At 51.7% G+C, this 26,796-nt stretch carries 25 protein-coding genes and 1 other annotated feature; of the genes, 18 read left to right on the forward strand and 7 right to left on the reverse strand.

The window, feature by feature from the left end:
* The first annotated feature begins 32 nt into the window (after positions 1-32).
* Positions 33-680 carry a 2,3-diphosphoglycerate-dependent phosphoglycerate mutase GpmB gene (gene gpmB / locus FHD02_RS06775; protein WP_069324097.1) on the forward strand — a complete coding sequence of 216 codons (648 nt, stop codon included), beginning with the start codon at positions 33-35 and terminating at the stop codon, positions 678-680.
* Here gpmB and robA read toward each other — a convergent pair.
* Positions 677-1,546, reverse strand: coding sequence for an MDR efflux pump AcrAB transcriptional activator RobA (gene robA / locus FHD02_RS06780; protein ID WP_220393732.1), 870 nt, complete (start codon positions 1,544-1,546; stop codon positions 677-679). The two genes, gpmB and robA, sit on opposite strands and share 4 nt — an antisense overlap.
* 210 nt (positions 1,547-1,756) lie before the next feature.
* Between robA and creA the strand changes: the two genes are divergently transcribed.
* From creA to creD, 4 genes are read left to right on the forward strand one after another with little or no spacing between them, the layout of a single operon-like run.
* A complete protein-coding gene (gene creA / locus FHD02_RS06785) occupies positions 1,757-2,230 on the forward strand; it encodes a protein CreA (protein ID WP_038637033.1) in 474 nt (157 codons plus the stop codon).
* A gap of 12 nt (positions 2,231-2,242) precedes the next feature.
* The gene (gene creB / locus FHD02_RS06790) at positions 2,243-2,932 is read left to right on the forward strand and encodes a two-component system response regulator CreB (protein ID WP_220393733.1); all 690 of its coding nucleotides are present in this window, start codon (positions 2,243-2,245) and stop codon (positions 2,930-2,932) included.
* Positions 2,932-4,356: a two-component system sensor histidine kinase CreC gene (gene creC / locus FHD02_RS06795; RefSeq protein ID WP_220393734.1), complete on the forward strand. Its 1,425-nt coding sequence runs from the start codon at positions 2,932-2,934 to the stop codon at positions 4,354-4,356. Before creB ends, creC begins: the two co-directional genes overlap by 1 nt.
* 57 nt (positions 4,357-4,413) lie before the next feature.
* Complete coding sequence (gene creD / locus FHD02_RS06800) at positions 4,414-5,775, forward strand: cell envelope integrity protein CreD (RefSeq protein ID WP_220393735.1); 1,362 nt, start codon at positions 4,414-4,416, stop codon at positions 5,773-5,775.
* 60 nt (positions 5,776-5,835) lie between these two features.
* On the opposite strand, the gene arcA is transcribed toward creD, so the two are convergent.
* Positions 5,836-6,552, reverse strand: a complete 717-nt coding sequence (gene arcA / locus FHD02_RS06805) for a two-component system response regulator ArcA (RefSeq protein ID WP_001194359.1) — start codon at positions 6,550-6,552, stop codon at positions 5,836-5,838.
* A gap of 95 nt (positions 6,553-6,647) precedes the next feature.
* Here arcA and yjjY point away from each other — a divergent pair, with 95 nt between their 5' ends.
* The 6 genes from yjjY (at position 6,648) to thrC (ending at position 12,913) form a co-directional block, all read left to right on the forward strand.
* A complete protein-coding gene (yjjY, locus tag FHD02_RS06810; protein WP_042998021.1) occupies positions 6,648-6,788 on the forward strand; it encodes a protein YjjY in 141 nt (46 codons plus the stop codon).
* A 398-nt stretch (positions 6,789-7,186) separates the two neighbouring features.
* Positions 7,187-7,873, forward strand: coding sequence for a tRNA/rRNA methyltransferase (locus tag FHD02_RS06815; protein WP_042312489.1), 687 nt, complete (start codon positions 7,187-7,189; stop codon positions 7,871-7,873).
* Positions 7,874-8,079: 206 nt separating this feature from the next.
* Positions 8,080-8,206: a sequence feature (Thr leader region), on the forward strand.
* Positions 8,085-8,150, forward strand: coding sequence for a thr operon leader peptide (gene thrL, locus FHD02_RS06820; RefSeq protein ID WP_032337689.1), 66 nt, complete (start codon positions 8,085-8,087; stop codon positions 8,148-8,150). It overlaps the preceding feature by 66 nt.
* A gap of 23 nt (positions 8,207-8,229) precedes the next feature.
* Complete coding sequence (gene thrA / locus FHD02_RS06825; RefSeq protein WP_137360211.1) at positions 8,230-10,692, forward strand: bifunctional aspartate kinase/homoserine dehydrogenase I; 2,463 nt, start codon at positions 8,230-8,232, stop codon at positions 10,690-10,692.
* Position 10,693: 1 nt separating this feature from the next.
* The gene (thrB, locus tag FHD02_RS06830; RefSeq protein WP_038637046.1) at positions 10,694-11,623 is read left to right on the forward strand and encodes a homoserine kinase; all 930 of its coding nucleotides are present in this window, start codon (positions 10,694-10,696) and stop codon (positions 11,621-11,623) included.
* Between the two features lie 3 nt (positions 11,624-11,626).
* On the forward strand, positions 11,627-12,913 hold the full coding sequence (gene thrC, locus FHD02_RS06835; RefSeq protein WP_137360212.1) for a threonine synthase: 1,287 nt from the start codon (positions 11,627-11,629) through the stop codon (positions 12,911-12,913).
* A gap of 84 nt (positions 12,914-12,997) precedes the next feature.
* Here thrC and yaaA read toward each other — a convergent pair whose 3' ends face one another.
* Positions 12,998-13,771 (reverse strand): peroxide stress protein YaaA, encoded by a 774-nt coding sequence (yaaA, locus tag FHD02_RS06840; protein ID WP_042312480.1) that lies wholly within the window; start codon positions 13,769-13,771, stop codon positions 12,998-13,000.
* 77 nt (positions 13,772-13,848) lie between these two features.
* Entirely contained in the window at positions 13,849-15,279 is a 1,431-nt protein-coding gene (locus FHD02_RS06845; RefSeq protein WP_137360213.1) for a sodium:alanine symporter family protein, read from the reverse strand.
* Positions 15,280-15,553: 274 nt separating this feature from the next.
* Here FHD02_RS06845 and tal point away from each other — a divergent pair, with 274 nt between their 5' ends.
* The 3 genes from tal to FHD02_RS06860 all read left to right on the forward strand — a co-directional run bounded on the left by tal (position 15,554) and on the right by FHD02_RS06860 (position 18,637).
* Complete coding sequence (gene tal / locus FHD02_RS06850; protein ID WP_005124064.1) at positions 15,554-16,507, forward strand: transaldolase; 954 nt, start codon at positions 15,554-15,556, stop codon at positions 16,505-16,507.
* A 110-nt stretch (positions 16,508-16,617) separates the two neighbouring features.
* Positions 16,618-17,205 carry a molybdopterin adenylyltransferase gene (mog, locus tag FHD02_RS06855; RefSeq protein ID WP_038637056.1) on the forward strand — a complete coding sequence of 196 codons (588 nt, stop codon included), beginning with the start codon at positions 16,618-16,620 and terminating at the stop codon, positions 17,203-17,205.
* Between the two features lie 124 nt (positions 17,206-17,329).
* Positions 17,330-18,637, forward strand: coding sequence for an MFS transporter (locus tag FHD02_RS06860; protein WP_137360214.1), 1,308 nt, complete (start codon positions 17,330-17,332; stop codon positions 18,635-18,637).
* A 34-nt stretch (positions 18,638-18,671) separates the two neighbouring features.
* On the opposite strand, the gene satP is transcribed toward FHD02_RS06860, so the two are convergent.
* The 3 genes from satP to FHD02_RS06875 all read right to left on the reverse strand — a co-directional run bounded on the left by satP (position 18,672) and on the right by FHD02_RS06875 (position 20,537).
* Positions 18,672-19,238 (reverse strand): acetate uptake transporter, encoded by a 567-nt coding sequence (satP, locus tag FHD02_RS06865; RefSeq protein ID WP_042312473.1) that lies wholly within the window; start codon positions 19,236-19,238, stop codon positions 18,672-18,674.
* 148 nt (positions 19,239-19,386) lie between these two features.
* Positions 19,387-20,100, reverse strand: a complete 714-nt coding sequence (gene msyB, locus FHD02_RS06870; RefSeq protein ID WP_137360215.1) for an acidic protein MsyB — start codon at positions 20,098-20,100, stop codon at positions 19,387-19,389.
* A 32-nt stretch (positions 20,101-20,132) separates the two neighbouring features.
* Positions 20,133-20,537 (reverse strand): DUF2541 family protein, encoded by a 405-nt coding sequence (locus FHD02_RS06875; RefSeq protein WP_042312469.1) that lies wholly within the window; start codon positions 20,535-20,537, stop codon positions 20,133-20,135.
* 384 nt (positions 20,538-20,921) lie between these two features.
* Between FHD02_RS06875 and dnaK the strand changes: the two genes are divergently transcribed.
* The 4 genes from dnaK (at position 20,922) to FHD02_RS06895 (ending at position 26,695) form a co-directional block, all read left to right on the forward strand.
* Positions 20,922-22,844: a molecular chaperone DnaK gene (gene dnaK, locus FHD02_RS06880; protein ID WP_042312465.1), complete on the forward strand. Its 1,923-nt coding sequence runs from the start codon at positions 20,922-20,924 to the stop codon at positions 22,842-22,844.
* 85 nt (positions 22,845-22,929) lie between these two features.
* Positions 22,930-24,063: a molecular chaperone DnaJ gene (gene dnaJ, locus FHD02_RS06885; protein WP_003018956.1), complete on the forward strand. Its 1,134-nt coding sequence runs from the start codon at positions 22,930-22,932 to the stop codon at positions 24,061-24,063.
* Positions 24,064-24,416: 353 nt separating this feature from the next.
* On the forward strand, positions 24,417-25,181 hold the full coding sequence (locus FHD02_RS06890; protein ID WP_137360216.1) for an outer membrane protein OmpK: 765 nt from the start codon (positions 24,417-24,419) through the stop codon (positions 25,179-25,181).
* A gap of 20 nt (positions 25,182-25,201) precedes the next feature.
* The gene (locus FHD02_RS06895; RefSeq protein WP_137360217.1) at positions 25,202-26,695 is read left to right on the forward strand and encodes a sulfatase; all 1,494 of its coding nucleotides are present in this window, start codon (positions 25,202-25,204) and stop codon (positions 26,693-26,695) included.
* Positions 26,696-26,796: the final 101 nt, after the last annotated feature.

Raw genomic sequence — 26,796 nt, forward strand, 5'->3', positions numbered from 1 at the left:
TTCATCGCATCGCAGTATAACGGAAAAAAAGCATGTTACAGGTATACCTTGTTCGCCATGGTGAAACGCAGTGGAACGCCGAGCGACGTATTCAAGGCCAGTCAGACAGCCCACTGACCGCTAAAGGTGAGCAGCAGGCCATGCAGGTTGGTGAACGCGCCCGCTCGTTGGGTATTACGCATGTCATCAGTAGTGATTTAGGTCGTACACGACGCACCGCAGAAATCATCGCTCAGGCTTGTGGTTGTGATATCACTTATGACTCCCGGCTGCGTGAACTGAATATGGGCGTGCTGGAAAAACGTCATATCGACACGCTGACGGCTGAAGAAGAGGGCTGGCGTCGTCAGTTGGTGAACGGTACGGTTGATGGGCGTATTCCGGAAGGGGAATCGATGCAGGAGCTGAGCGATCGCGTCAACGCGGCGCTGGCAGCCTGCCTGGACCTTCCGCAGGGGAGCCGCCCACTGTTGGTGAGCCACGGTATCGCGCTGGGCTGCCTGGTGAGTACGATTCTGGGATTGCCGGCATGGGCTGAACGTCGCTTGCGTCTGCGCAATTGCTCAATTTCCCGCGTTGATTACCAGGAAAGTTTATGGCTTGCGCCGGGATGGGTGGTTGAAACGGCAGGGGACATCTCACATCTGGACGCCCCTGCGTTGGATGAGCTGCAGCGTTAGCGGCGAATCGGTATCAGGAATTCGCAGCGCAGGTTGATCGGGCGATCTCCCGCTTTGGCATCTTCTGCCGGGTAGTATCGCTCGATATCCTGTCCTTTACGGCGGGTCAGGTTTAGCATCGGCATGCAGGTGCCATACACCGTCAGGATAAACTCCTGTACGCCGGTTCCCAGCCCTTCATAGGTAAACATCACGTACTCGCCCCCCTGCAGCAGGATAGGCTGCGCCGCCGGTACATAGCCATTGGCTTGTTCCGGCGTCAGTGCCGTGGTGTAAAACACTTCCTGTTCGTCATCCTTTTCAATGCTCGGACGCGTTTCGTTCAGCCCGTACAGCACCGGCGGGATTGAAGGCGCATGGCCAAGGAAGTCGCGCCAGAACTGAATACGCATTTCATGCCGGAAATCTGAAATCTGTTCCAGTGAGCAGGAATAACTTTGCGTGGTGCCAAGCAGTTGCGTATCTTCCAGCGTCACAAACTCGTGCGCAGGCATGGCAAATTCACCGAGTCGCATTGGCGGGCGAATACCAAAAGCGCTCCATTCCGGCGAGCGGCGATACAGCGCTGGCGTCTGAGAAAACTGTTTCTTGAACGCGCGGGTAAAGGTTTGTTGAGAGTCGAAGCGGTATTGCAGGGCAATATCCAAAATAGGGCGCGCAGTCAGGCGAAGCGCCACTGCGGATTTCGATAAACGACGGGCGCGGATATAGGCGCCAATAGCATGGCCCGTCACGTCCTTAAACATTCTCTGCAGGTGCCACTTGGAATAGCCTGCTTTTGCCGCCACATTGTTAAGCGACAAAGGCTGATCCAGATGACCTTCCAGCCAGATTAATAGGTCGCGAATAATGCCAGCCTGATCCATAAAATATCCTCATCCTTTCAACAACGAGTACCTGACGTCAGGTATGAGGATAATAGCATTTTTTGTTGTTTTAGCATTCAGTGTTTTTTTTGCTCATAAATGCTTTTTTGGACATTCGAAAGCGTGATTATTGTAATCCTGTGATCTGTATACGTTTTATCTTAGAATGTCGAATAATTACCCAGAGTAACTTTTAAGAATGGTAACAATATGAAATATAAGAGCTTAGCCATTTCCTCAATTTTACTGATGTTGGCGCAGGTCGCCCATGCGGAGCAGATTGGATCTGTCGATACGGTGTTCAAAATGTTTGGGCCGGACCATAAAATTGTGGTCGAGGCGTTTGACGATCCGGATGTAACCAATGTGACCTGCTACGTGAGTCGTGCCAAGACCGGCGGCATCAAAGGTGGGCTGGGGCTGGCTGAGGATACCTCTGATGCCGCCATCTCCTGCCAGCAGGTGGGACCGGTGGAACTGAGCGACAGAATCAAGAACGGTAAAGCGCAAGGCGAAGTGGTGTTTAAAAAACGGACCTCGCTGGTGTTTAAATCCTTACAGGTCGTACGTTTTTATGACGCAAAACGTAATGCGCTGGCCTATCTGGCCTATTCAGATAAAGTGGTTGATGGATCGCCCAAAAATGCCATCAGCGCTGTGCCCATTATGCCGTGGCGGCAATAACAAGGAAGCAAAATGCAACAGCCGTTGATCTGGTTGGTTGAGGATGAGCAGGGAATCGCCGATACGCTTATCTATATGCTGCAGCAGGAAGGTTTTAGCGTAGAAGCGTTCGAGCGCGGGCTACCGGTGCTGGAAAATGCGCGCCAGAGATGTCCCGATGCGATAATTCTGGACGTCGGCCTGCCGGATATCAGCGGTTTTGAACTGTGTCGACGTTTACTTGAACGCCATCCGGCATTGCCGATCCTCTTTCTCACCGCGCGCAGCGATGAAGTGGATCGTCTGCTGGGGCTGGAAATCGGCGCGGATGATTATGTTGCCAAACCCTTCTCTCCGCGCGAGGTGTGCGCCCGCGTCCGCACGCTGCTGCGGCGGGTGCAGAAATTCTCCGCTCCTTCCTCAACGACGCGCTGCGGGGATTTTGAGCTTAATGAGCTGGCCGCGCAGATTACCTGGTTCGGTATACCGTTAACTCTGACGCGCTATGAATTCCTGTTGCTGAAAACGCTGCTGATGTCGCCGGGGCGCATTTACTCTCGCCAGCAATTGATGGATTTAGTCTGGGCCGATGCGCAGGACACCTTCGACAGAACGGTCGATACCCACATCAAAACGCTGCGCGCCAAGCTGCGCGCCATCAACCCCGAGTTTTCCCCTATTAATACGCATCGCGGTATGGGATACAGCCTGAGGAGCGTCTGATGCGCATTGGTATGCGTTTGCTGCTCGGCTATTTCCTGATTGTCGCCGTTGCCGCCTGGTTCGTGTTGTCGATCTTTGTGCAGGAAATTAAGCCTGGCGTCCGCCGGGCGACTGAAGGCACATTGATTGATACCGCCACGCTGCTGGCTGCGCTGGCGCGTGATGATTTACTCTCTGACGCTCCCGCCAACGGTAAGCTGGCGCAGGCATTTTCCCAACTGCATAACCGCCCATTCCATGCCAATATCAGCGGCATTAACAAAGTGCGTAATGAATACCATGTCTACATGACGGACGCGCAGGGCAAGGTGCTGTTTGATTCCGCTAACCAGGCGGTCGGCCAGGACTACTCCCGTTGGAATGATGTGTGGTTAACGTTGCGTGGGCAGTATGGTGCCCGCAGTACGTTGCAGAATCCGAACGATCCGGAAAGTTCGGTGATGTACGTTGCCGCGCCGATCGTTGACGGCGGGCGTATTATTGGGGTGCTTAGCGTCGGCAAACCCAATGCGGCGATGGCGCCGGTGATTAAACGCAGTGAACGGCGGATGCTGTGGGCCAGCGCGGTGTTGCTGGGGATCGCCTTAGTGATTGGCGCCGGAATGGTATGGTGGATCAACCGTTCCATTGCCCGGCTGGCGCGCTATGCCGACTCAGTGACCGAGAACCGCCCCGTCGCACTGCCTGATTTAGGCAGCAGCGAGTTACGTAAACTGGCGCAGGCGCTGGAAAGTATGCGTCTGAAGCTGGAGGGCAAGAATTATATTGAGCAATACGTTTATGCATTAACGCACGAACTCAAAAGCCCGCTGGCGGCCATTCGCGGCGCGGCGGAAATTTTGCGCGAAGGCCCGCCGCCGAACGTGGTTGCGCGTTTTACTGATAATATTCTGACGCAAAATGCGCGCATGCAGGCGCTGGTTGAAACCTTGTTACGCCAGGCGCGACTGGAGAATCGACAGGACATTACGTTGACGCCGGTGGCGGTAGATGCGCTGTTTGCCCAGCTTAAAGAAGCCCGGAGCGTGCAGCTGGCGGCAAAAAACATCACGCTGACCATTATGCCTTCATCGCTTAGCGTTGATGCCGATCCCGCGCTGCTGGAGCAGGCATTGGGGAATTTGCTCGACAACGCTATCGACTTTACGCCACGGGACGGGACGATTGTGCTGAGTGCGCATCAGCACGAAGAGCAGATCATATTGCAGGTTACCGACAGCGGCAGCGGGATCCCTGATTTTGCGTTGCCGCGTATTTTTGAACGCTTCTACTCGCTGCCCCGTGAAAATGGGCTTAAGAGCAGCGGATTGGGACTGGCGTTTGTCAGTGAGGTTGCGCGACTGCATGCAGGCTCGGTGACCTTACGCAATCGACCGGAAGGCGGCGCACAGGCTTCGTTTACGCTTCACCGTCACTTCACATAACTTCAAATTCCCCGCACATAGTTGTTCTACCTTGCTGGTATTGCAAAGGAGAACGCTATGTTGAAATCACCCCTGTTCTGGAAAATCGTCACCTTAGGCGGCGCTATGCTGCTGTTGTTAATTCCCCTGACAATGGTCAGGCAGATAATCGTTGAGCGATCGGACTATCGCAATGATGTTGAAGATGCAATCCGCCAGAGCACCAGCGGACCGCAAAAGATGGTCGGCCCGTTGATTGCCATTCCGGTGACGGAACTTTATACCGAGCTGGAGGAGGGTAAAGAGGTCCAGCGTAAGCGCAGCTATATCCATTTCTGGTTACCGGAGTCGTTGGTCGTTGAGGGAAGCCAAAACGTTGAAGCGCGTAAAATTGGTATTTATGAAGGCCTGGTCTGGCATAACGATTTGGCGGTGAAAGCCGAGTTTAACGCTGAGCGTTTGAGTGATTTAAACCATCCTAATGTCAGCCTCGGCAAACCGTTTATTGTAGTGGGCGTGGGGGATGCGCGTGGTATCGGCGTGGTGAAAGCCCCACAGGTCAACGGCACGTCGCTGGCCGTGGAGCCTGGAACGGGGCTGGCTGGTCGTGCTCAGGGGATCCATATTCCGCTGCCCGACGCGAGCTGGACGGCGCAAAATCTCAGCATGGCGCTGTCGCTTAATTTGAGCGGCACCGGCGACTTTTCCGTCGTTCCGGTTGGCCGTAACAGTGAAATGACCTTAACCAGCAATTGGCCGCATCCCAATTTTCTTGGGGATTTTCTTCCGGCTAAGCGCGAAATCAGTGAGTCTGGATTCAATGCCCAGTGGCAAAGCAGTTGGTTTGCCAATAACCTCGGCGAACGCTTTGATGGTGAAAAGATTGGCTGGGAGGGAATGCCTGCATTTAGCGTTGCTGTCGCCACGCCTGCGGATCAATATCAACTGACGGACAGGGCGACAAAATATGCCATTTTGCTGATTGTGCTGACCTTTATGTCTTTTTTTGTGCTTGAAAGCATGACCAGCCTTCGACTGCACCCGATGCAGTACCTGCTGGTGGGATTATCGCTGGTGATGTTTTATCTGTTGCTGCTGGCGTTGTCAGAACACATTGGTTTTACCGCCGCGTGGATTACGGCCAGTCTGGTGGGGGCGTTGATGAACGGTGTGTATCTGCAGGCGATATTACAGGGTTGGCGCAAGAGTATTTTGTTCACCGCGGCGCTACTGGCGCTGGATGGCGTGATGTGGGTGTTGCTCCGTTCACAGGACAGCTCTTTACTGCTTGGCACCAGCGTACTGTTATTCGCGCTGTGTGGCGTGATGTTCCTGACGCGTCATCTTGACTGGCACTCACTGGCGCAGCCAAAACCAACGTCGAAAGCGCTTCCTGAGCCGCAACCCGATGAGAGTGACAAGTTTCGTATATGGAAATAGGTGAGCGGTGAAATGAAAAACGGCGCATAAAGCGCCGTTTTTGTACGTGTGAGGATCGAATTAATCCTGCAGGTCGCCGCAGAAACGGTAGCCTTCACCGTGGATGGTAGCGATGATTTCTGGCGTATCCGGCGTTGATTCGAAATGTTTACGAATGCGGCGGATAGTCACGTCAACGGTACGGTCATGTGGCTTCAGTTCGCGACCGGTCATTTTTTTCAGCAGTTCTGCGCGAGACTGGATTTTGCCAGGATTCTCACAGAAGTGAAGCATGGCGCGGAATTCGCTGCGTGGCAGTTTATACTGCTCGCCATCAGGACCAATCAGAGAGCGGCTGTTGATGTCCAGCTCCCAGCCATTGAACTTGTAGCTCTCGACGCTACGGCGTTCTTCGCTGACGGTACCCAGGTTCATGGTACGTGACAGCAGGTTACGAGCACGGATAGTCAGTTCGCGCGGGTTAAACGGCTTGGTGATGTAATCGTCGGCGCCGATTTCGAGGCCGAGAATTTTATCGACTTCGTTATCACGGCCCGTCAGGAACATCAGCGCAACGTTAGCTTGTTCGCGGAGTTCGCGCGCTAACAGGAGGCCATTTTTCCCAGGCAGATTGATATCCATAATCACAAGGTTGATGTCATATTCAGAGAGAATCTGATGCATTTCCGCGCCATCTGTCGCTTCGAATACATCATAGCCTTCTGCTTCGAAAATGCTTTTCAACGTGTTGCGTGTTACTAACTCGTCTTCAACGATAAGAATGTGCGGGGTCTGCATGTTTGCTACCTAAATTGCCAACTAAATCGAAACAGGAAGTACAAAAGTCCCTGACCTGCCTGATGCATGCCGTAAATTAACATGATCGGCGTAACATGACTAAAGTACGTAATTGCGTTCTTGATGCACTTTCCATCAACGTCAACAACATCATTAGCTTGGTCGTGGGTAGTTTCCCTCTGGACCCGACAGTGTCAAAAACGGCTGTCATCCTAACCATTTTAACAGCAACATAACAGGCTAAGACGTACCGGACACCCAATAAAACTACGCTTCGTTGACATATATCAAGTTCAATTGTAGCACGTTAACAGTTTGATGAAATCAACGCATCCAAATGTTTGCTTTCATCACAAAATTGCAATATTACAACTAGTTGCACGAGCTAATTAATAAATGTAATGAATCCAACCAATGCTATCCATTTTAAATTAAATTATCATGGATAAACAGAAGGATATGCAACTTCTGTTAACATAAAAAGCAATAGTACAGGTTGGAAATAGTTTAGCATTTTTTATTGGATGCGAAATCCTTTTTCAGTGATTTCTGTTAAAAATATGTAAATTCGCGCTGCGTAATATGTTGATGTGGGTCACATTATTACCTGCCGACTGGCTAAAAGAGTATCGAAATGCGTTTAACAATTATTCTGGTTGCCCCTGCCAGAGCGGAAAATATTGGTGCGGCTGCCCGCGCGATGAAGACCATGGGATTCACCCAATTGCGGATCGTGGACAGCGAGGCCCATCTGGAACCTGCAACGCGATGGGTTGCACATGGATCGGGCGACATTATTGATAATATTAGTGTTTTTCCAACGCTAGCCGAAGCGCTGCACGACGTTGATTTTACCGTTGCGACCACGGCGCGTAGCCGGGCGAAGTTCCATTATTACGCCACACCGGTCGAACTCGTTCCTCTGCTGCAGGAAAAATCCGCGTGGATGGATCACGCCGCGCTGGTGTTTGGGCGCGAAGATTCCGGGCTGACCAACGAAGAATTAGCGCTGGCGGATATCCTTACCGGGGTACCAATGGTGGCTGACTACCCTTCACTCAATCTGGGGCAGGCGGTGATGGTGTATTGCTATCAATTAGCAGGTTTAATACAACAACCGGCCAAAAATAGTGAGGTGACGGATGAACTTCAGTTGCAGGCGCTGCGTGCGCGCGTTTTGCGTTTATTAGCCACGCTGAACGTTTCTGACGACATCAAACTCACCGACTGGCTGCAACAGCGAATGGGCTTATTAGGGCAGCGAGACACGGCAATGCTGCACCGTTTTTTACATGATATAGAAAAAAACATAACAAAATAAAGTGCTGGTTAACATTAACTAATTAGCGTTTTGTTTTGGTTTCAAGTAGGGCGGACATGCTGTATTGGTTGAAAGTAAAAGGGCAAGCAGTGGCTCATGAACAAGTTTCGGAATGCGATCAATTTAAAAATTTATTGACTTAGGTCAGCAGATACTTTAACCCTAAAAGAATACAAGACAGACAGATAATAATTACAGAGCACACAACATCATGAAACGCATCAGCATCACTATTACCACAACCATCACCATTACCACAGGTAACGGTGCGGGCTGACGCGTACAGGAAACACAAGAAAAAGCCCGCACCTAAACAGTGCGGGCTTTTTTTTCGACCAAAGGCAATGAGGTAAACCATGCGAGTGTTGAAGTTCGGCGGTACATCAGTGGCAAATGCAGAGCGCTTTCTGCGGGTTGCCGACATTCTGGAAAGCAATGCCAGACAGGGGCAGGTCGCGACCGTTCTCTCTGCCCCCGCCAAAATTACCAACCATCTGGTGGCGATGATTGAAAAGACCATCGGTGGTCAGGATGCTTTAGCCAATATCAGCGACGCCGAACGCATTTTCTCAGAGCTTTTAGTTGGTCTTGCCGCCGCACAACCGGGTTTCCCGCTGGCTCAGCTCAAAACCCTGGTTGAACAAGAATTTGCCCAGATTAAGCACGTCCTGCACGGTATCAGCCTGTTGGGGCAGTGCCCGGACAGCATCAATGCCGCGCTTATCTGCCGTGGCGAAAAAATGTCGATCGCCATCATGGCTGGCCTGCTTGAAGCGCGCGGGCACAACGTGACGGTCATCGACCCGGTTGAGAAGCTGCTGGCGGTAGGCCATTACCTCGAATCTACTGTTGATATCGCCGAGTCTACACGCCGCATTGCCGCCAGCCGTATTCCAGCGGACCATATGATTCTGATGGCAGGATTTACCGCCGGGAATGAAAAAGGTGAGTTAGTGGTGCTGGGGCGTAATGGCTCTGACTACTCTGCCGCCGTACTGGCCGCCTGTTTGCGTGCGGACTGTTGCGAGATCTGGACCGATGTCGACGGCGTATATACCTGCGATCCGCGTCAGGTACCCGACGCCCGACTGCTGAAGTCGATGTCTTATCAGGAAGCGATGGAGCTTTCTTACTTCGGCGCTAAAGTACTACATCCGCGCACCATTACCCCTATTGCCCAGTTCCAGATCCCGTGCCTGATTAAAAATACCGGCAATCCGCAAGCGCCCGGTACGCTGATCGGCGCCAGCAGCGATGACGACGACTTGCCGGTAAAAGGTATTTCTAACCTCAATAACATGGCAATGTTTAGCGTCTCCGGCCCAGGAATGAAAGGTATGGTGGGCATGGCCGCACGCGTTTTTGCCGCGATGTCGCGTGCGGGCATCTCGGTGGTGCTGATTACCCAATCCTCTTCTGAATACAGCATCAGCTTCTGTGTCCCGCAGGGCGACTGCGCGCGTGCGCAACGCGCCATGCAGGATGAATTCTATCTCGAACTGAAAGAAGGTCTGCTGGAGCCGCTGGCGGTGACTGAGCGTCTGGCTATCATCTCGGTGGTTGGCGACGGTATGCGCACGTTGCGCGGTATCTCGGCGAAATTCTTTGCCGCGCTGGCTCGCGCGAACATCAACATCGTGGCGATCGCCCAGGGGTCTTCTGAGCGTTCTATTTCGGTGGTAGTGAACAACGACGACGCAACCACCGGCGTACGCGTGACCCATCAGATGCTGTTCAATACCGATCAGGTGATTGAAGTGTTTGTGATTGGCGTCGGTGGAGTGGGCGGTGCGCTGCTGGAGCAGCTTAAACGTCAGCAAACCTGGCTGAAAAACAAGCATATCGATCTGCGCGTGTGCGGCGTGGCGAACTCGAAGGCACTGCTGACCAACGTTCATGGTCTGAATCTGGAAAACTGGCAGTCTGAGCTGGAGTGTGCGAAAGAACCTTTCAACCTTGGGCGCTTAATTCGTCTGGTGAAAGAATATCATCTGCTCAATCCGGTGATCGTCGACTGTACCTCAAGCCAGGCGGTGGCGGATCAGTACGCCGATTTCCTGCGTGAAGGCTTTCATGTGGTCACCCCGAACAAAAAGGCCAATACGTCGTCGATGGATTACTACCATCAACTGCGTTTTGCTGCGGCGAAGTCGCGACGTAAATTCCTGTATGACACCAACGTGGGCGCGGGCTTACCGGTTATTGAAAACCTGCAAAATCTGCTCAGTGCAGGCGATGAACTGCAACGATTCTCCGGCATTCTTTCCGGTTCGCTGTCGTTTATTTTTGGCAAGCTGGATGAAGGCATGAGCTTCTCCCAGGCGACCACCCTGGCGCGTGAGCTGGGTTATACCGAGCCCGATCCGCGTGACGATCTTTCCGGTACGGACGTGGCGCGTAAGCTGCTGATCCTGGCCCGTGAAACCGGGCGTGAGCTGGAGCTGTCTGACATTGTCATTGAGCCGGTTCTGCCAACAGAATTTGATGATTCCGGCGATGTTTCCACCTTTATGGCGAAGTTGTCGCAACTGGATGATGACTTTGCCGCGCGGGTGGCGAAAGCTCGTGATGAGGGGAAAGTATTGCGCTATGTTGGCAATATTGAAGAGGATGGCGTCTGTCGCGTGAAAATTGATGCAGTAGACGGCAACGATCCGCTGTTCAAAGTGAAAAACGGTGAAAACGCGCTGGCGTTTTATAGCCATTACTATCAGCCGTTACCGTTAGTGCTGCGCGGATACGGCGCGGGGAATGACGTAACAGCGGCGGGCGTATTTGCCGACCTGCTACGTACCCTTTCATGGAAGTTAGGAGTCTGACATGGTGAGAGTTTATGCCCCGGCTTCCAGTGCCAATATGAGCGTCGGGTTTGATGTGCTTGGGGCGGCGGTAACCCCCGTAGACGGTTCGCTATTGGGTGATGTGGTCTCTGTTGAGCCAGCCGACCAGTTCAGTCTGAATAATCTTGGGCGCTTTGCTGACAAACTGCCTTCTGAGCCGCGAGAAAATATCGTCTATCAGTGCTGGGAGCGATTCTGTCAGGAGCTGGGTAAAACCGTTCCGGTGGCGATGACGCTGGAAAAAAATATGCCGATTGGCTCCGGGTTAGGTTCCAGCGCCTGTTCCGTTGTGGCGGCGTTGGTCGCCATGAACGAGCACTGTGGGAAACCGCTCAACGACACGCGCCTGTTGGCGATCATGGGTGAGCTGGAAGGACGTATCTCCGGCAGTATTCATTACGATAATGTTGCCCCGTGCTTTTTGGGCGGTATGCAGTTAATGATCGAAGAAAACGGCATTATCAGCCAGCAGGTGCCAGGCTTTGATGAGTGGTTGTGGGTACTGGCGTATCCGGGGATTAAAGTATCGACGGCGGAAGCGCGGGCCATTTTACCTGCGCAGTATCGCCGTCAGGACTGTATCGCCCACGGGCGGCATCTGGCTGGGTTTATCCATGCCTGCTATTCCCGTCAGCCTCTTCTGGCCGCGAAGCTGATGAAAGATGTCATTGCTGAGCCGTATCGTACCCGCTTGCTGCCAGGCTTCAGCCAGGCGCGTCAGGCGGTAGCGGAAATCGGCGCGCTGGCCAGCGGGATCTCCGGGTCAGGGCCGACGCTGTTCGCCTTGTGCGATAAGCCGGATACGGCGCAGCGTGTCGCAGACTGGCTGGCTAAACATTATCTGCAAAATCAGGAAGGCTTTGTTCATATTTGCCGGTTGGACACGGCAGGCGCACGGGTACTGGGATAATCAATGAAACTCTATAATCTGAAAGATCATAACGAACAGGTCAGCTTTGCGCAGGCCGTCACGCAAGGGCTTGGCAAGAATCAGGGGTTGTTTTTTCCGCACGATCTGCCGGAATTCAATCTGACAGAAGTGGATGAGATGCTGAACCAGGACTTCGTTAGCCGCAGCGCTAAGATCCTTTCCGCATTTATTGGTGACGAGATCTCGCCGGAGATTCTGGAAGAGCGCGTGCGCGCGGCGTTTGCGTTCCCGGCGCCGGTTGCTCAGGTTGCAGCGGACATTGGCTGTCTGGAGCTGTTCCACGGTCCTACGCTGGCATTTAAAGACTTTGGCGGGCGCTTTATGGCGCAGATGCTGACGCACATCAGCGGCGACAAACCGGTAACGATTCTGACGGCGACCTCCGGCGATACCGGTGCCGCAGTGGCGCATGCGTTTTATGGCCTGCCGAACGTTCGTGTGGTGATCCTCTACCCGAACGGCAAGATCAGCCCATTACAGGAAAAACTGTTCTGTACGCTGGGCGGTAACATTGAAACCGTCGCTATTGATGGTGATTTTGATGCTTGCCAGGCGTTGGTGAAACAGGCGTTTGATGACGAAGAACTGAAGGTAGCGCTGGGGCTGAACTCGGCTAACTCAATCAATATCAGCCGTCTGCTGGCGCAAATCTGTTACTACTTTGAAGCTGTGGCTCAACTGCCGCAAGAATCGCGTAACCAGCTGGTTATTTCCGTTCCCAGCGGCAACTTTGGCGATCTGACCGCCGGACTGCTGGCGAAATCGCTGGGCTTGCCGGTGAAGCGTTTTATTGCGGCGACCAACGTCAACGATACGGTTCCACGCTTCCTTGCAGAAGGCGAGTGGGCGCCGAAGGCGACGCAGGCGACGTTATCCAACGCGATGGATGTCAGCCAGCCGAACAACTGGCCGCGTGTGGAAGAACTGTTCCGCCGTAAAATCTGGCGTCTGAATGAGCTGGGGTATGCCGCCGTTGACGATGCTACCACTCAGGATACGATGCGCGAGCTGCATGAAATGGGGTACACCTCAGAACCGCATGCGGCGGTGGCTTACCGTGCGCTGCGTGACCAGTTGAATCCTGGCGAGTACGGCTTGTTCCTCGGCACCGCGCATCCGGCGAAGTTTAAGGAAAGCGTTGAAGAGATTCTTGAGCTTACTCTGGCTCTGCCAAAAGAGCTGGCGGAGCGTGCTGATTTGCCGCTGCTCTCTCATCACCTGCCTGCTGATTTTGCTGCGCTGCGTAAGCTGATGATGACCCGCGGTTAACGGTGGTGCCCGCTGGCGCTGTGCTTAGCGGGCCTACAAAACCTGTAGGCCGGATAAGGCGTTAGCCGCCATCCGGCATGTACACTATTGCTCGTGGCGTTTAAACACCAGTTCGCCATTCCCTGACGCTTCCTCATCAAAGAAATAGCCTTCACTGTTAAATGCCGTTAGCTGCTCTGGCTGCGTTAAGCGGTTTTCAATGATGTAGCGGCTCATCAGGCCACGCGCTTTTTTGGCATAAAAGCTGATGACTTTGAACTTGCCGTTCTTCTCATCGAGGAAGACCGGTTTGATAAGTTCGGCGTTCAGCTTTTTCGGCTTCACGGATTTAAAATATTCATCTGATGCGAGGTTAATCACCACGCTGTCGCCTTGTGCTTCCAGTGCTTCGTTAAGTTTGTCGGTAATGGTATCACCCCAGAACTGGTAAAGATCTTTACCCTTTGGATTAGCCAGACGAATGCCCATCTCCAAACGGTAAGGCTGCATCAAATCCAGCGGACGCAACACGCCGTACAGCCCGGACAACATGCGTAAATGCTGCTGAGCGAAGTCAAAATCCGCTTCGCTGAAGGTTTCAGCCTGCAGCCCGGTATAGACGTCGCCTTTAAACGCCAGAATAGCCTGACGCGCATTCTCCGGTGTGAAATCGGGTTGCCAGTCATGGAAACGGGTGGCGTTCAGATCAGCCAGCTTGTCGCTAATTCCCATCAACTTGCCAATCTGCGGTGCGGAGAGTTGGCGCGCCACGTGAATAAGCTGCTGCGAGTGATCCAGCAGTTCAGGCAGCGTGTGGCGTGTGGTTGCCAGCGGACTTTGGTAGTCGAGCGTTTTTGCAGGTGAAATCAGAATCAGCATATCCAGTCCTTGCAGGAAATTTACTGCGACTTTAGCAAAAAAATGGACAGAATTGATCGATGGTTGCGATTGCCGCGCTAATCACGCGGCGTTTCATCCCAGCTTTCAGGCGCAAGCTGCTGTCTGATATCAGGATAACGACGCGGATCAAATTCCGGGCGCACTCCGAGTTTACGCTGGCGTAGATAGTCGCTGGCGAGGGTATGGACAACCGGCGAGAGCAGTAAAATCGCCGTCAGGTTAGTGATAGCCATACAGGCCATGATGATGTCGGCAAGTTGCCAGAGCAGCGGGAAGCTGAGTAATGTGCCGCCGACAACGGTGCTCACGGTCGCGATACGTAATAGCCAAATTACCCGGATATTGTCCAGCTTCAGGAAAATAAGGTTGTTTTCCGCATAGATGTAGTTGGCGACGATAGAGCTAAAGGCAAACAGGATCACAATAAAGGCGACGAATCCGGCGCCCCATTCACCTGTCAGCGAGACCATCGCTCTCTGCAGCAACTGGATGCCTTCAATGGGTATGGAACTGGTGCCATTACCCGCCAGCAGAACGATCATCGCACTGGCCGTACAGAGAATCAGCGTATCGCCTAAAACACCAATCATTTGCACAATACCTTGTGCCGCAGGATGCGGAGGCCATGACGCAGCCGAGGCGGCGGCGTTTGGGGTAGATCCCATTCCGGCCTCATTCGAGAACATACCGCGTTGAAAGCCGCTGGCAATGGCCTGGCTTAGCGTGTACCCGGCGGCGCCGGCGGCGGCTTCCTGCCAGCCAAAGGCGCTTTTAACGATGGTCATGATAATGTCGGGAAGCTGACCGAAATGCCAAAGGCAGATGACGAGGCTACAACCGACCCACAACAGAGCCATTACCGGAACAAACCATTGCATCAGACGGGCAACGCCTTTAATACCGCCGACGATGACCAGTAATGATGCGATAGCCAGGGCGATACCGGAGAAGAGGGGAGGGATGTCAAAGGCAAAAGCAAGTGCGCGCGAGACCGAGTTTGCCTGCACGCTGTTAAAAATCAGCCCATATGCGATGAGTAAAAAGATGGCAAAAAGCACGCCCATCCAGCGCATACCCAGCCCACGCGCCATATACCACGCAGGACCGCCGCGAAACTGTCCCTTGCTATCGCGTTCTTTATACAGTTGCGCAAGTGAGCATTCGGCAAACGAGGTTGCCATACCAATGACTGCCGAGACCCACATCCAGAAAACGGCTCCCGCGCCGCCTGCGGCGATTGCCAACGCCACGCCCGCCAGATTTCCGCTGCCGATCCGCGCGGCAAGACTGGTGCATAAAGCCTGAAAGGAGGTTAAACCGCCCGGTTGCGGGTTGATGCTGTTTTTAAGACTTCTGCCAAACTGGCGAATGTAGCGAAACTGGATGAACCCCGTGCGCCAGGTGAACCAACATCCTGCGCCAAGCAGGAGGTAGATCATCACCGATCCCCAGAGTATTTCATTAATAAATGCGAAAAAATCAGGCATTAACATCCCTCTTGTTGATGCCGGTAAGCGCGAATAATCCCATGTAAGCGCTACCAATTATCGACCAGTATATACCTTATAAGCAGATTGATTGCGGGAGTTTATCATAACAATAGGTATACCCCTTAATTGCGCATCTCAGGCTTTGGGATGCGTAATCAGGGCTGAGCGGCAGGTAGGACAATCCAGGCGGTTGCGCTGAGAGTGCGTCGTGCTATCATCAGGGAAGATCGGTTACATCCCCCTAACAAGCTGTTTAAAGAGAATCGCTATCATGACGGACAAATTGACCTCCCTTCGTCAGTTCACCACAGTAGTGGCCGACACCGGAGACATCGCGGCAATGAAGCTGTATCAGCCTCAGGATGCCACAACTAACCCTTCTCTCATTCTTAACGCAGCGCAGATCCCGGAATACCGCAAGCTGATTGATGACGCTGTAGCCTGGGCTAAGCAGCAGAGCAACGACCGCGCGCAGCAGGTCGTCGACGCGACCGACAAACTGGCGGTAAACATCGGTCTGGAGATCCTGAAACTGGTCCCGGGTCGCATTTCCACAGAAGTTGACGCTCGCCTGTCCTACGACACCGACGCATCCATCGCGAAAGCAAAACGTCTGATTAAACTGTACAACGATGCTGGCATCAGCAACGATCGCATTCTGATCAAACTGGCTTCAACCTGGCAGGGCATCCGTGCTGCTGAGCAGCTGGAAAAAGAAGGCATCAACTGTAACCTGACCCTGCTGTTCTCCTTCGCGCAGGCGCGTGCATGTGCAGAAGCTGGCGTATACCTGATTTCTCCGTTCGTTGGTCGTATTCTTGACTGGTACAAAGCCAATACCGATAAGAAAGAGTATGCACCGGCAGAAGATCCGGGTGTGGTTTCCGTAACGGAAATCTACGAGTACTACAAACAGCACGGTTACGAAACCGTAGTTATGGGCGCGAGCTTCCGTAACATCGGCGAAATCATCGAGCTGGCGGGCTGCGATCGTCTGACGATTGCACCGGCTCTGCTGAAAGAGCTGGCGGAAAGCGAAGGTGCTATTGAACGTAAACTGTCCTTCTCTGGCGAAGTGAAAGCGCGTCCTGCACGTATCACTGAAGCTGAGTTCCTGTGGCAGCACAACCAGGATCCAATGGCTGTAGACAAACTGGCGGACGGTATCCGTAAGTTTGCTGTAGACCAGGGTAAACTGGAAAAAATGATCGGCGATCTGCTGTAATCATTTCGGCGTGGCCCTGACTGGGGTCACGCTACCTCTTCTGAAACCTGTCTGTCCTTCCTTTCGCAGTGTATCATTCTGTTTAACGAGACTGTTTAAATGGAATAATCATGAATACTTTACGCATTGGCCTGGTGTCCATTTCTGACCGTGCTTCTAGCGGCGTTTACCAGGATAAAGGTATCCCGGCCCTTGAAGAGTGGCTGGCATCAGCCCTTACGACCCCTTTTGAGCTGCAAACGCGGTTGATCCCGGATGAACAGGCGATCATCGAACAGACCTTATGCGAGCTGGTTGATGAAATGAGCTGTCATCTGGTGCTGACGACCGGCGGAACGGGTCCGGCACGTCGCGACGTAACGCCAGACGCTACGCTGGCCGTAGCTGACCGCCAGATGCCAGGTTTTGGTGAGCAAATGCGCCAGATAAGTCTGCACTTTGTGCCAACCGCAATCCTTTCCCGTCAGGTTGGGGTGATTCGCAAACAGGCGCTGATCCTGAATCTGCCTGGGCAGCCGAAGTCGATCAAAGAAACGCTGGAAGGCGTGAAAGATGCCGAGGGTAAGGTAATTGTGCCAGGTATCTTTGCAAGTGTACCGTATTGTATACAGCTGTTAGATGGGCCTTATGTCGAAACTGCACCGGCAGTTGTAGCATCTTTTCGCCCTAAAAGCGCAATACGCGATACAAACGCCTGAAAGTAGACTATTCGTGATATAAGTAACAATGAAGGTGGAGTATTGAATTGTTTACGATATAGTAATTTTTGCTTTACATATATCGACAGACATAATCAATTACTCCACTGACTCATGGTTTGCTATGTCACAACACACTCGACCGCTAAATCGCCAGGATTATAAAACCCTTACGCTTGCTGCTCTCGGCGGGGCGCTTGAGTTTTATGATTTCATTATCTTCGTCTTCTTTGCCGCTGTTGTTGGCGAACTTTTCTTCCCGGCAGATATCCCTGAATGGCTACGTCAGGTACAAACCTTCGGCATTTTTGCCGCCGGATACCTGGCGCGCCCATTGGGCGGCATCATTATGGCGCATTTTGGCGACCTGGTCGGACGCAAGAAAATGTTTACCCTGAGCATTTTGCTGATGGCGATACCGACGCTGGCGATTGGTTTGTTGCCTACCTATGCCTCCATGGGGATCCTTGCGCCGTTACTGTTATTGCTGATGCGCATTTTGCAGGGGGCTGCCATTGGGGGAGAAGTGCCGGGGGCGTGGGTGTTCGTGGCGGAACACGTACCGGAGCGTCGCATTGGCATTGCCTGCGGAACGCTGACCGCCGGGCTGACGGTGGGGATTCTGCTGGGTTCGGTGGTTGCAACGCTGGTGAACACCAGCCTGACGCAGCAAGCTGTGCATGACTACGGCTGGCGTATTCCTTTCCTGCTGGGCGGCGTGTTTGGGCTGGTGGCGATGTACCTGCGCCGCTGGCTGCAGGAAACGCCTATCTTCCTCGAAATGCAGCAGCGTAAAGCGTTGGCACAAGAGCTACCGGTGAAGTCGGTGGTGAGCAAACATAAAAAAGCGGTGGTCATTTCCATGCTGCTGACCTGGCTGTTATCGGCCGGGATTGTGGTGGTGATCCTGATGTCGCCAGTCTGGTTGCAAAAGCAGTATGGCTTTGCGCCAGCATTGACGTTACAAGCCAACAGCGTCGCGACCATTATGCTGTGCGTCGGTTGTCTGCTGGCCGGGTTTATTGTCGACCGGGTTGGCGCCAGCAAAACCTTTATTGTCGGTAGTCTGCTGCTGGCCTGTTCGAGCTGGTTTTTCTATCATCTGGCCGGTAGCCATCCTCAGCATTTGTTCCTGTTGTATGGGCTGGTGGGCTTGTGCGTTGGCGTGGTGGGGGCCGTGCCTTATGTCATGGTACGAGCGTTTCCAGCGGAAGTCCGCTTTACCGGTATCTCGTTTTCTTACAACGTTTCGTACGCCATTTTTGGTGGTCTGACGCCAATCGCCGTGACGATGTTAATGAGCGTGTCGCCAATGGCTCCTGCCTGGTATGTACTGGCGTTATCGCTGGTGGGGTTAGGACTGGGGATTTGGCTGCGACAAGATATTTATCATCGCGATACCAGCGTGCAGGGAGAGTTACAGCGCTTGTAAGGAATATCCCCCCGTTCGGGGGGATAGCGTCAGATTAGTGCGTTTCACCAATCGGCAGGATGGTACGGCCAAACTGTTCGTTCAGCACTTCGCCCATCGCCAGGTAAATGGCGCTTGCGCCACACACTAAGCCAACCCAGCCAGCAACGTGGATGATCGCTTCGTTACCTGCAATGTTGCCCACGGCCAGCAGTGCGAACAGCACCGTCAGGCTCAGGAAGACAAATTGCAGCGCACGAGCAGCTTTCAGCGTGCCGAAGAACATGAACAGTGTGAACACGCCCCACAGACCCAGGTATACGCCCAGGAACTGACCATTGGTCGCATCCGCCAGGCCCATTTTCGGCATGATCAGGATCGCAACCAGCGTCAGCCAGAACGAGCCGTAGGAGGTAAAGGCGGTTAAACCGAAGGTGTTGCCTTTTTTATATTCCAGCAGCCCGGCAAAAATTTGCGCGATACCGCCGTAGAAAATGCCCATCGCCAGAATAATAACGTCAAAGGCGAAGAAACCCGCGTTATGCAGGTTAAGCAGAATGGTGGTCATGCCAAAGCCCATCAGGCCCAGCGGTGCCGGATTAGCCAACTTAGTGTTGCCCATAATTCCTCAAAATCATCATTGATTGAATGGTGAAATAGTTTCCCCAAATAACGATCACTGTCTTCGGGGCGCGGCATAATAATCAGGGGAGAGGGCACTGTCTATGATCTAACGAAGGGAAAATGAATTATTTTCCCTGTGATGGGCATCACGCTTGTGCGCTGTTGATCATTCTGCGCAGACAGGCGATTTGTAGCACCGCCGGAATCGTCACGCGATAGGCGCTGCCACTCACTGCTTTAACCCCGTTTAAAGCCGCGCCGACCGGGCCGCCAAGCCCAGCACCGCGTAGCAATCCATGCCCAATGACGCTCACTGCGGCATGGGTACGCAGGATCTGAGTGAGTTGGCTGGAGAGCAGGTGAGAAACGCCAGTCGCCAGATGGCGATCCTTCATCAATAGCGGCAGTAACTCTTCCAGTTCAGAGACTTTTGCATCAACCGCCTGCAGAAATTCCTGCTTATGCCCGGCATCCATTTTTTGCCAGGCATTCCGTAGAAAGTGTTCCAGCAAATACTGTTCAATTTCGTACGTGGACATCGCTTTGTCGGCTTTAAGCTTCAAGCGCTTCGAAACATCCAGCAAAATCGCCCGATACAGCTTTCCATGGCCACGAAGTTTATTGGCAATGCTGTCGCCACCATAATGCTGAAGTTCGCCAGCGATCAGTTGCCAGTTGCGGCGGTGCTGTTCCGGGTGTCCTTCCATCGATTTAAATAATTCGTTGTGGCTCAGAACGCTCGACAGACGAGCTTTGCCTTTTTCATTATGCGTTAACAGGCGAGTAATCGTGGCGAGTTGTTCCTCACTGCAATGCTGCAGAAAGTCGAGATCGTCGTCATGCAAATACGTGACATTCATGTTTTCTATGGCTTCTGAATAAAAGGGCGGAATTAGTCGTCGCCGATGACTTTAAGCGTCGCCATGTCAGAGGAGTTTACCGACTGGCCTGAAAAAGTAATTTTGGATACGCAGCGTTTGTTGTCGTTGTCGCTATTAATGTTGATCCAATTGGTGGTTTGTCCCTCTTTAATGGAAGACGGGACATTCAGGCTTTGGCTGGAGGTGCGCGCAGCTTTGAAGTAAACGGATGCGCCGTTAAGGTTAATATCGCCTCTATCGGCGGTGAGTTGAATACGTTTCACCACCCGACAAACGGGAATTTTGAGCGTGAGATCGTTGGTTGCATTGCGGGGCATAGCAATCATCCCCAGAACTTTATGATCGTTAGCGTGCGCGGCGCTGCTCAGCAGCAGGCCCATAAGCAGGCTGGCGGAAAGGGTTAAAACGGATTTCATGGAATTTCTCTTTGACGGCTGCAAAAGTGTGTGGCTTCGCGCTATTTTACCGCCGACATAAAAACGATTCATTCACGTAATCTTTTCTTTTTATTAAAATTTTTGCGTGAATGACAGCACCGTATTAATCGGTTTTATGAATTTATTTTGATTGGCGATTATTCATTTTTTGTAGTTTTGTGCCTTTTTTCGGCAAATTTATTGCTTCTGCGCTAAAAAAATTTTTCATGCCCCCCTTGATGAAGTGGGTTACGACCCCACTTAGTAGTCAACCGCAGTGGTGAGTCTGAAAAAAAACGATTCAGGGTAGTTGAAACCGCACGTTTCGCCCTTATTACAGATTCACAACCACATGATGACCGAATTTTTAGTGGAGACGTTTAGATGGGTAAAATTATTGGTATCGACCTGGGTACTACCAACTCTTGTGTAGCGATTATGGATGGCACTACTGCACGTGTGCTGGAGAACGCCGAGGGCGATCGCACCACGCCTTCTATCATTGCTTATACCCAGGATGGTGAAACTCTGGTTGGTCAGCCGGCTAAACGTCAGGCAGTGACAAACCCGCAAAACACCCTGTTTGCGATTAAACGCCTGATTGGCCGCCGCTTCCAGGACGAAGAAGTACAGCGTGATGAAGCGATCATGCCGTACAAAATCATCGGTGCTGACAACGGTGATGCATGGATTGACGTAAAAGGTCAGAAAATGGCACCGCCGCAGATCTCTGCAGAAGTGCTGAAAAAAATGAAGAAAACGGCTGAAGATTACCTGGGTGAACCGGTAACTGAAGCGGTTATCACCGTTCCTGCATACTTTAACGATGCTCAGCGTCAGGCAACCAAAGACGCCGGTCGTATCGCAGGTCTGGAAGTAAAACGTATCATCAACGAACCAACCGCAGCTGCGCTGGCTTACGGTCTGGATAAAGAAGTCGGCAACCGTACTATCGCGGTGTATGACCTCGGTGGTGGTACTTTCGATATCTCTATTATCGAAATCGACGAAGTTGACGGCGAAAAAACCTTCGAAGTTCTGGCAACCAACGGTGATACCCACCTGGGTGGTGAAGACTTCGACAGCCGTATGATCAACTACCTGGTTGACGAGTTTAAGAAAGATCAGGGTATCGACCTGCGTAATGACCCGCTGGCGATGCAGCGTCTGAAAGAAGCCGCTGAGAAAGCGAAGATCGAGCTGTCTTCCGCTCAGCAGACCGACGTGAACCTGCCGTACATCACTGCAGACGCGACTGGTCCGAAACACATGAACATCAAAGTGACCCGTGCGAAACTGGAAAGCCTGGTTGAAGACCTGGTTAACCGTTCTATCGAGCCGCTGAAAGTTGCTCTGCAGGACGCCGGCCTGTCTGTTTCTGATATCAACGACGTTATTCTCGTTGGTGGTCAGACGCGTATGCCGATGGTCCAGAAGAAAGTTGCTGAGTTCTTCGGCAAAGAGCCGCGTAAAGACGTTAACCCGGACGAAGCTGTAGCAATCGGTGCTGCCGTTCAGGGTGGTGTATTGACTGGTGATGTGAAAGACGTACTGCTGCTGGACGTTACCCCGCTGTCTCTGGGGATCGAAACCATGGGCGGCGTGATGACGCCACTGATCGCGAAAAACACCACTATCCCGACCAAGCACAGCCAGGTGTTCTCTACCGCTGAAGACAACCAGTCTGCGGTAACCATCCACGTGCTGCAGGGTGAACGTAAACGTGCTGCCGATAACAAAGATCTGGGTCAGTTTAACCTGGATGGTATCAGCCCGGCTCCGCGCGGTATGCCGCAGATCGAAGTAACTTTTGACATCGATGCCGACGGTATCCTGCACGTTTCCGCGAAAGATAAAAACAGCGGTAAAGAGCAGAAGATCACCATCAAGGCTTCTTCTGGTCTGAACGAAGAAGAAATCCAGAAAATGGTTCGCGAAGCAGAAGCGAACGCAGAATCTGACCGTAAGTTTGAAGAGCTGGTTCAGACCCGTAACCAGGGTGACCATCTGCTGCACAGCACTCGTAAGCAGGTTGAAGAAGCAGGCGACCAACTGCCGGCTGACGACAAAACTGCCATCGAGTCTGCACTGACCGCGCTGGAAACTTCTCTGAAAGGTGAAGACAAAGCGGATATCGAAGCGAAAATGCAGGCGCTGGCACAGGTTTCCCAGAAACTGATGGAAATCGCTCAGCAGCAGCACGCACAGCAGCAGGCTGGTGCAGCAGGCGCTGATGCTTCTGCAAACAACGCGAAAGATGACGACGTTGTCGACGCTGAGTTTGAAGAAGTGAAAGACAAAAAATAATCGCCCTTTGAACGGGTAATTACTGGCACGGGCGAAGAGGTTTCCTCTCCGCCCGTGCACGCATGTTAGGGGCAGATAAAAAGAGATGGCTAAGCAAGACTATTACGAGATTTTAGGCGTTTCCAAATCAGCGGAAGAGCGTGAAATCAAAAAGGCCTACAAGCGCCTGGCCATGAAATATCACCCGGACCGTAACCAGGGTGATAAAGAGGCCGAAGCCAAGTTCAAAGAGATCAAAGAAGCCTACGAGATCCTGACCGATGCGCAAAAACGTGCAGCTTACGATCAGTACGGTCATGCTGCGTTTGAGCAAGGCGGTATGGGCGGCGGCGGCGGTTTTGGCGGCGGGGCTGACTTCAGCGATATCTTTGGTGACGTGTTTGGCGATATCTTTGGCGGCGGTCGTGGTCGTCAGCGCGCCTCACGTGGTGCTGATTTACGTTACAACATGGATCTCACTCTGGAAGAAGCCGTGCGTGGCGTCACCAAAGAGATCCGTATTCCGACGCTGGAAGAGTGTGACGTCTGCCATGGCAGCGGTGCGAAGGCAGGTACTCAACCGCAGACCTGTCCAACCTGTCACGGTTCCGGCCAGGTGCAGATGCGCCAGGGCTTTTTTGCCGTACAGCAGACCTGTCCACATTGTCAGGGGCGCGGTACGCTGATTAAAGATCCGTGCAACAAATGTCACGGTCATGGTCGCGTTGAGAAAAGCAAAACGCTGTCCGTTAAAATCCCGGCAGGCGTTGACACCGGCGATCGTATTCGTCTGTCTGGCGAAGGTGAAGCCGGTGAGCATGGCGCGCCAGCAGGCGATTTATACGTTCAGGTGCAGGTAAAACAGCACCCAATTTTTGAGCGTGAAGGCAACAACCTGTACTGTGAAGTGCCGATTAACTTTGCGATGGCAGCGCTGGGCGGCGAGATTGAAGTCCCGACGCTGGACGGTCGCGTGAAGTTAAAAATTCCGGGCGAAACGCAGACTGGCAAACTGTTCCGCATGCGCGGGAAAGGTGTGAAGTCGGTTCGCGGTGGCGCTCAGGGCGATCTGCTGTGCCGTGTAGTTGTTGAAACCCCGGTAGGTCTGAACGACAAGCAGAAGCAGTTGCTGAAAGATCTGCAGGAAAGCTTCGGCGGTCCTACCGGCGAAAACAACAGCCCGCGTTCAAAAAGCTTCTTCGACGGTGTGAAGAAGTTCTTTGACGATCTGACGCGCTAACGACAAGCTGAAAAGCTTTCTCGTTTGAAAAAACCGGTATTCTCCTTGGAGAGAATACCGGTTTTTTATTGTCAAGGATAAAAGTGAGTTGGATGGCCTTGAATGTGAGTTTTCTAACATGTCAGGTAAATATATCAGAGGTGATTTAGTAAGAAGATATTGACGTGTTTATTAATAAATATGAACTTATCATATCTCTAGCAACATTATTGGACACATTATTTTAAGCAACTTTTATCTATCCTGATGTGAGATTTACATCACTATCTTGTAATTACATTTGTTTAATATCTCTCCACACAGCAAACCTTCATTCATTGATGAATAAATTATAATTATGGAGAATAAATTCAATGCCTCGGATAAAGAAAATACTATTGGTCAGCCTTGTATTAGCCACTCCAGCCCTTTTTAGCCAAAATATACAGGCTCTGGAATATAAAAACTCTTTTGGATCAATTAATGCTGGTTATGCCGACTGGAATAGCGGTTTTGTGAATGTACACCGTGGTGAGGTTTGGAAAGCAACGGCTGATTTTGGTGTTAACTTCAGAGAGGCTGAATTCTATTCTTTTATTGAAAGCAACGTATTGAACCATGCAGTGGCGGGCCGTAACCATACCGTCTCTGCTATGACCCATGTGCGTCTTTTTGATTCTGACTATACCTTCTTTGGCAAGATATACGGTCAATGGGACAACTCTTGGGGTGACGATCTGGATATGTTTTATGGACTTGGTTATCTGGGGTGGAGCGGAGATTGGGGTTTCTTTAAACCTTATATCGGCTTGCATAACCAATCAGGTGACTATGTATCACCGAAATATGGACAGACCAGTGGATGGAATGGATATGTTGTTGGTTGGACTGCTGTTTATAACTTCTCTTTATTTGGTGAAAGCTTTGTTTTATCTGACTGGAATGAAGTCGAGATTGATAGAAATGATGCTTACACGGAGCAGCAATTCGGTAGGAATGGTTTAAATGGAGGGTTAACGTTGGCATGGAAGTTTTATCCACGATGGAAGGCATCTGTAACGTATCGTTATTTTGAGAACAAATTAGGTTATGACGGATATGGGGATCAGATGATTTATATGGTCGGATATTCATTTTAATTAAAATTAAAGGAACTGAAATGAAAAAAACAGTCGTTGCCAGCATGATTGGGTTGGCACTGTGCGCCGGGAGCACATTACAAACAGTTCAGGCCGCTACGGATAAGCGTCCTAACTTGGTCATCATCCTTACGGATGATTTGGGATATGGCGATCTGGCGGCTTATGGTCATCAAATCGTTAAAACACCTAATATTGATAAATTAGCTCAGGAAGGGGTGAAATTTACCGACTACTATGCGCCAGCCCCGCTGTGTTCACCTTCTCGTGCTGGTTTGCTCACTGGACGTATGCCGTTCCGTACGGGGATCCGTTCCTGGATCCCTGAAGGGAAAGATGTGGCATTGGGCCGTAATGAGCTGACGATTGCTAATCTGCTAAAAGCGCAAGGCTACGACACGGCGATGATGGGGAAATTACATCTGAATGCTGGAGGAGATCGCACCGATCAGCCACAGGCGAAAGATATGGGATTCGACTATTCCCTGGTGAATGCTGCAGGGTTTGTGACCGATTCCACTTTAGATAACGCGAAAGAGCGCCCACGCTATGGCACCGTGCATCCGACCGGATTCGTGCGTAATGGTAAACCGATTGGTAGAGCAGAAACATTTAGCGGTGAACTGGTTAGTTCAGAAGTTGTTAACTGGCTGGATAACAAGAAAGACGATAAACCGTTCTTCTTATACGTTGCATTTACTGAGGTCCATAGCCCGCTGGCCTCACCGAAAAAATACCTCGATATGTATTCGCAATACATGAGTGCCTACCAGAAACAGCATCCGGATCTGTTCTACGGTGATTGGGCTGATAAACCTTGGCGTGGCACAGGTGAGTATTATGCCAACATCAGTTATATGGATGCTCAGGTTGGTAAAGTAATGGATAAGATAAAGGCAATGGGTGAAGAAGATAACACCATTGTTATCTTTACCAGTGATAACGGACCTGTCACTCGTGAAGCGCGTAAAGTGTATGAGTTAAACCTGGCGGGTGAAACGGATGGGCTTCGCGGTCGTAAAGATAATCTGTGGGAGGGCGGAATCCGCGTTCCGGCAATCATCAAGTATGGTAAACATATTCCGCAGGGAATGGTAACGGATACGCCGGTTTATGGCCTTGACTGGTTGCCGACATTAGCAAACATGATGGATTTTAAACTGCCAACAGATCGTACCTACGATGGGCAGTCTCTGGTTCCATTACTGGAACAGAAAACGTTAGTACGTCAGAAACCACTCATTTTTGGTATTGATATGCCATTCCAGGACGATCCTACTGATGAATGGGCTATTCGTGATGGTGACTGGAAGATGATCATCGATCGTGAAAATAAACCTAAATATCTCTATAACCTGAAAAAGGATCGTTTTGAAACCCTTAATCAGATTGGCAAGCAGCCTGATATAGAAAAACAGCTGTACGGTAAATTCCTGAAGTACAAAAAGGATATTGATAACGATTCATTAATGAAAGCTCGAGGTGAAAAACCAACTCCGGTAACCTGGGGTTAATTGGATAACAATAAAAATATAGAGTATGCCACTTAGGGCTCTGCCCGCCTGATTCAGCACCTTGGTACTGAATCAGGTTCTTTTATTTATGGATCTAAATT

This window comes from Citrobacter sp. EC_71, from assembly GCF_019584005.1.
In the GTDB taxonomy this organism is placed as follows: Bacteria; Pseudomonadota; Gammaproteobacteria; order Enterobacterales; family Enterobacteriaceae; genus Citrobacter; species Citrobacter werkmanii.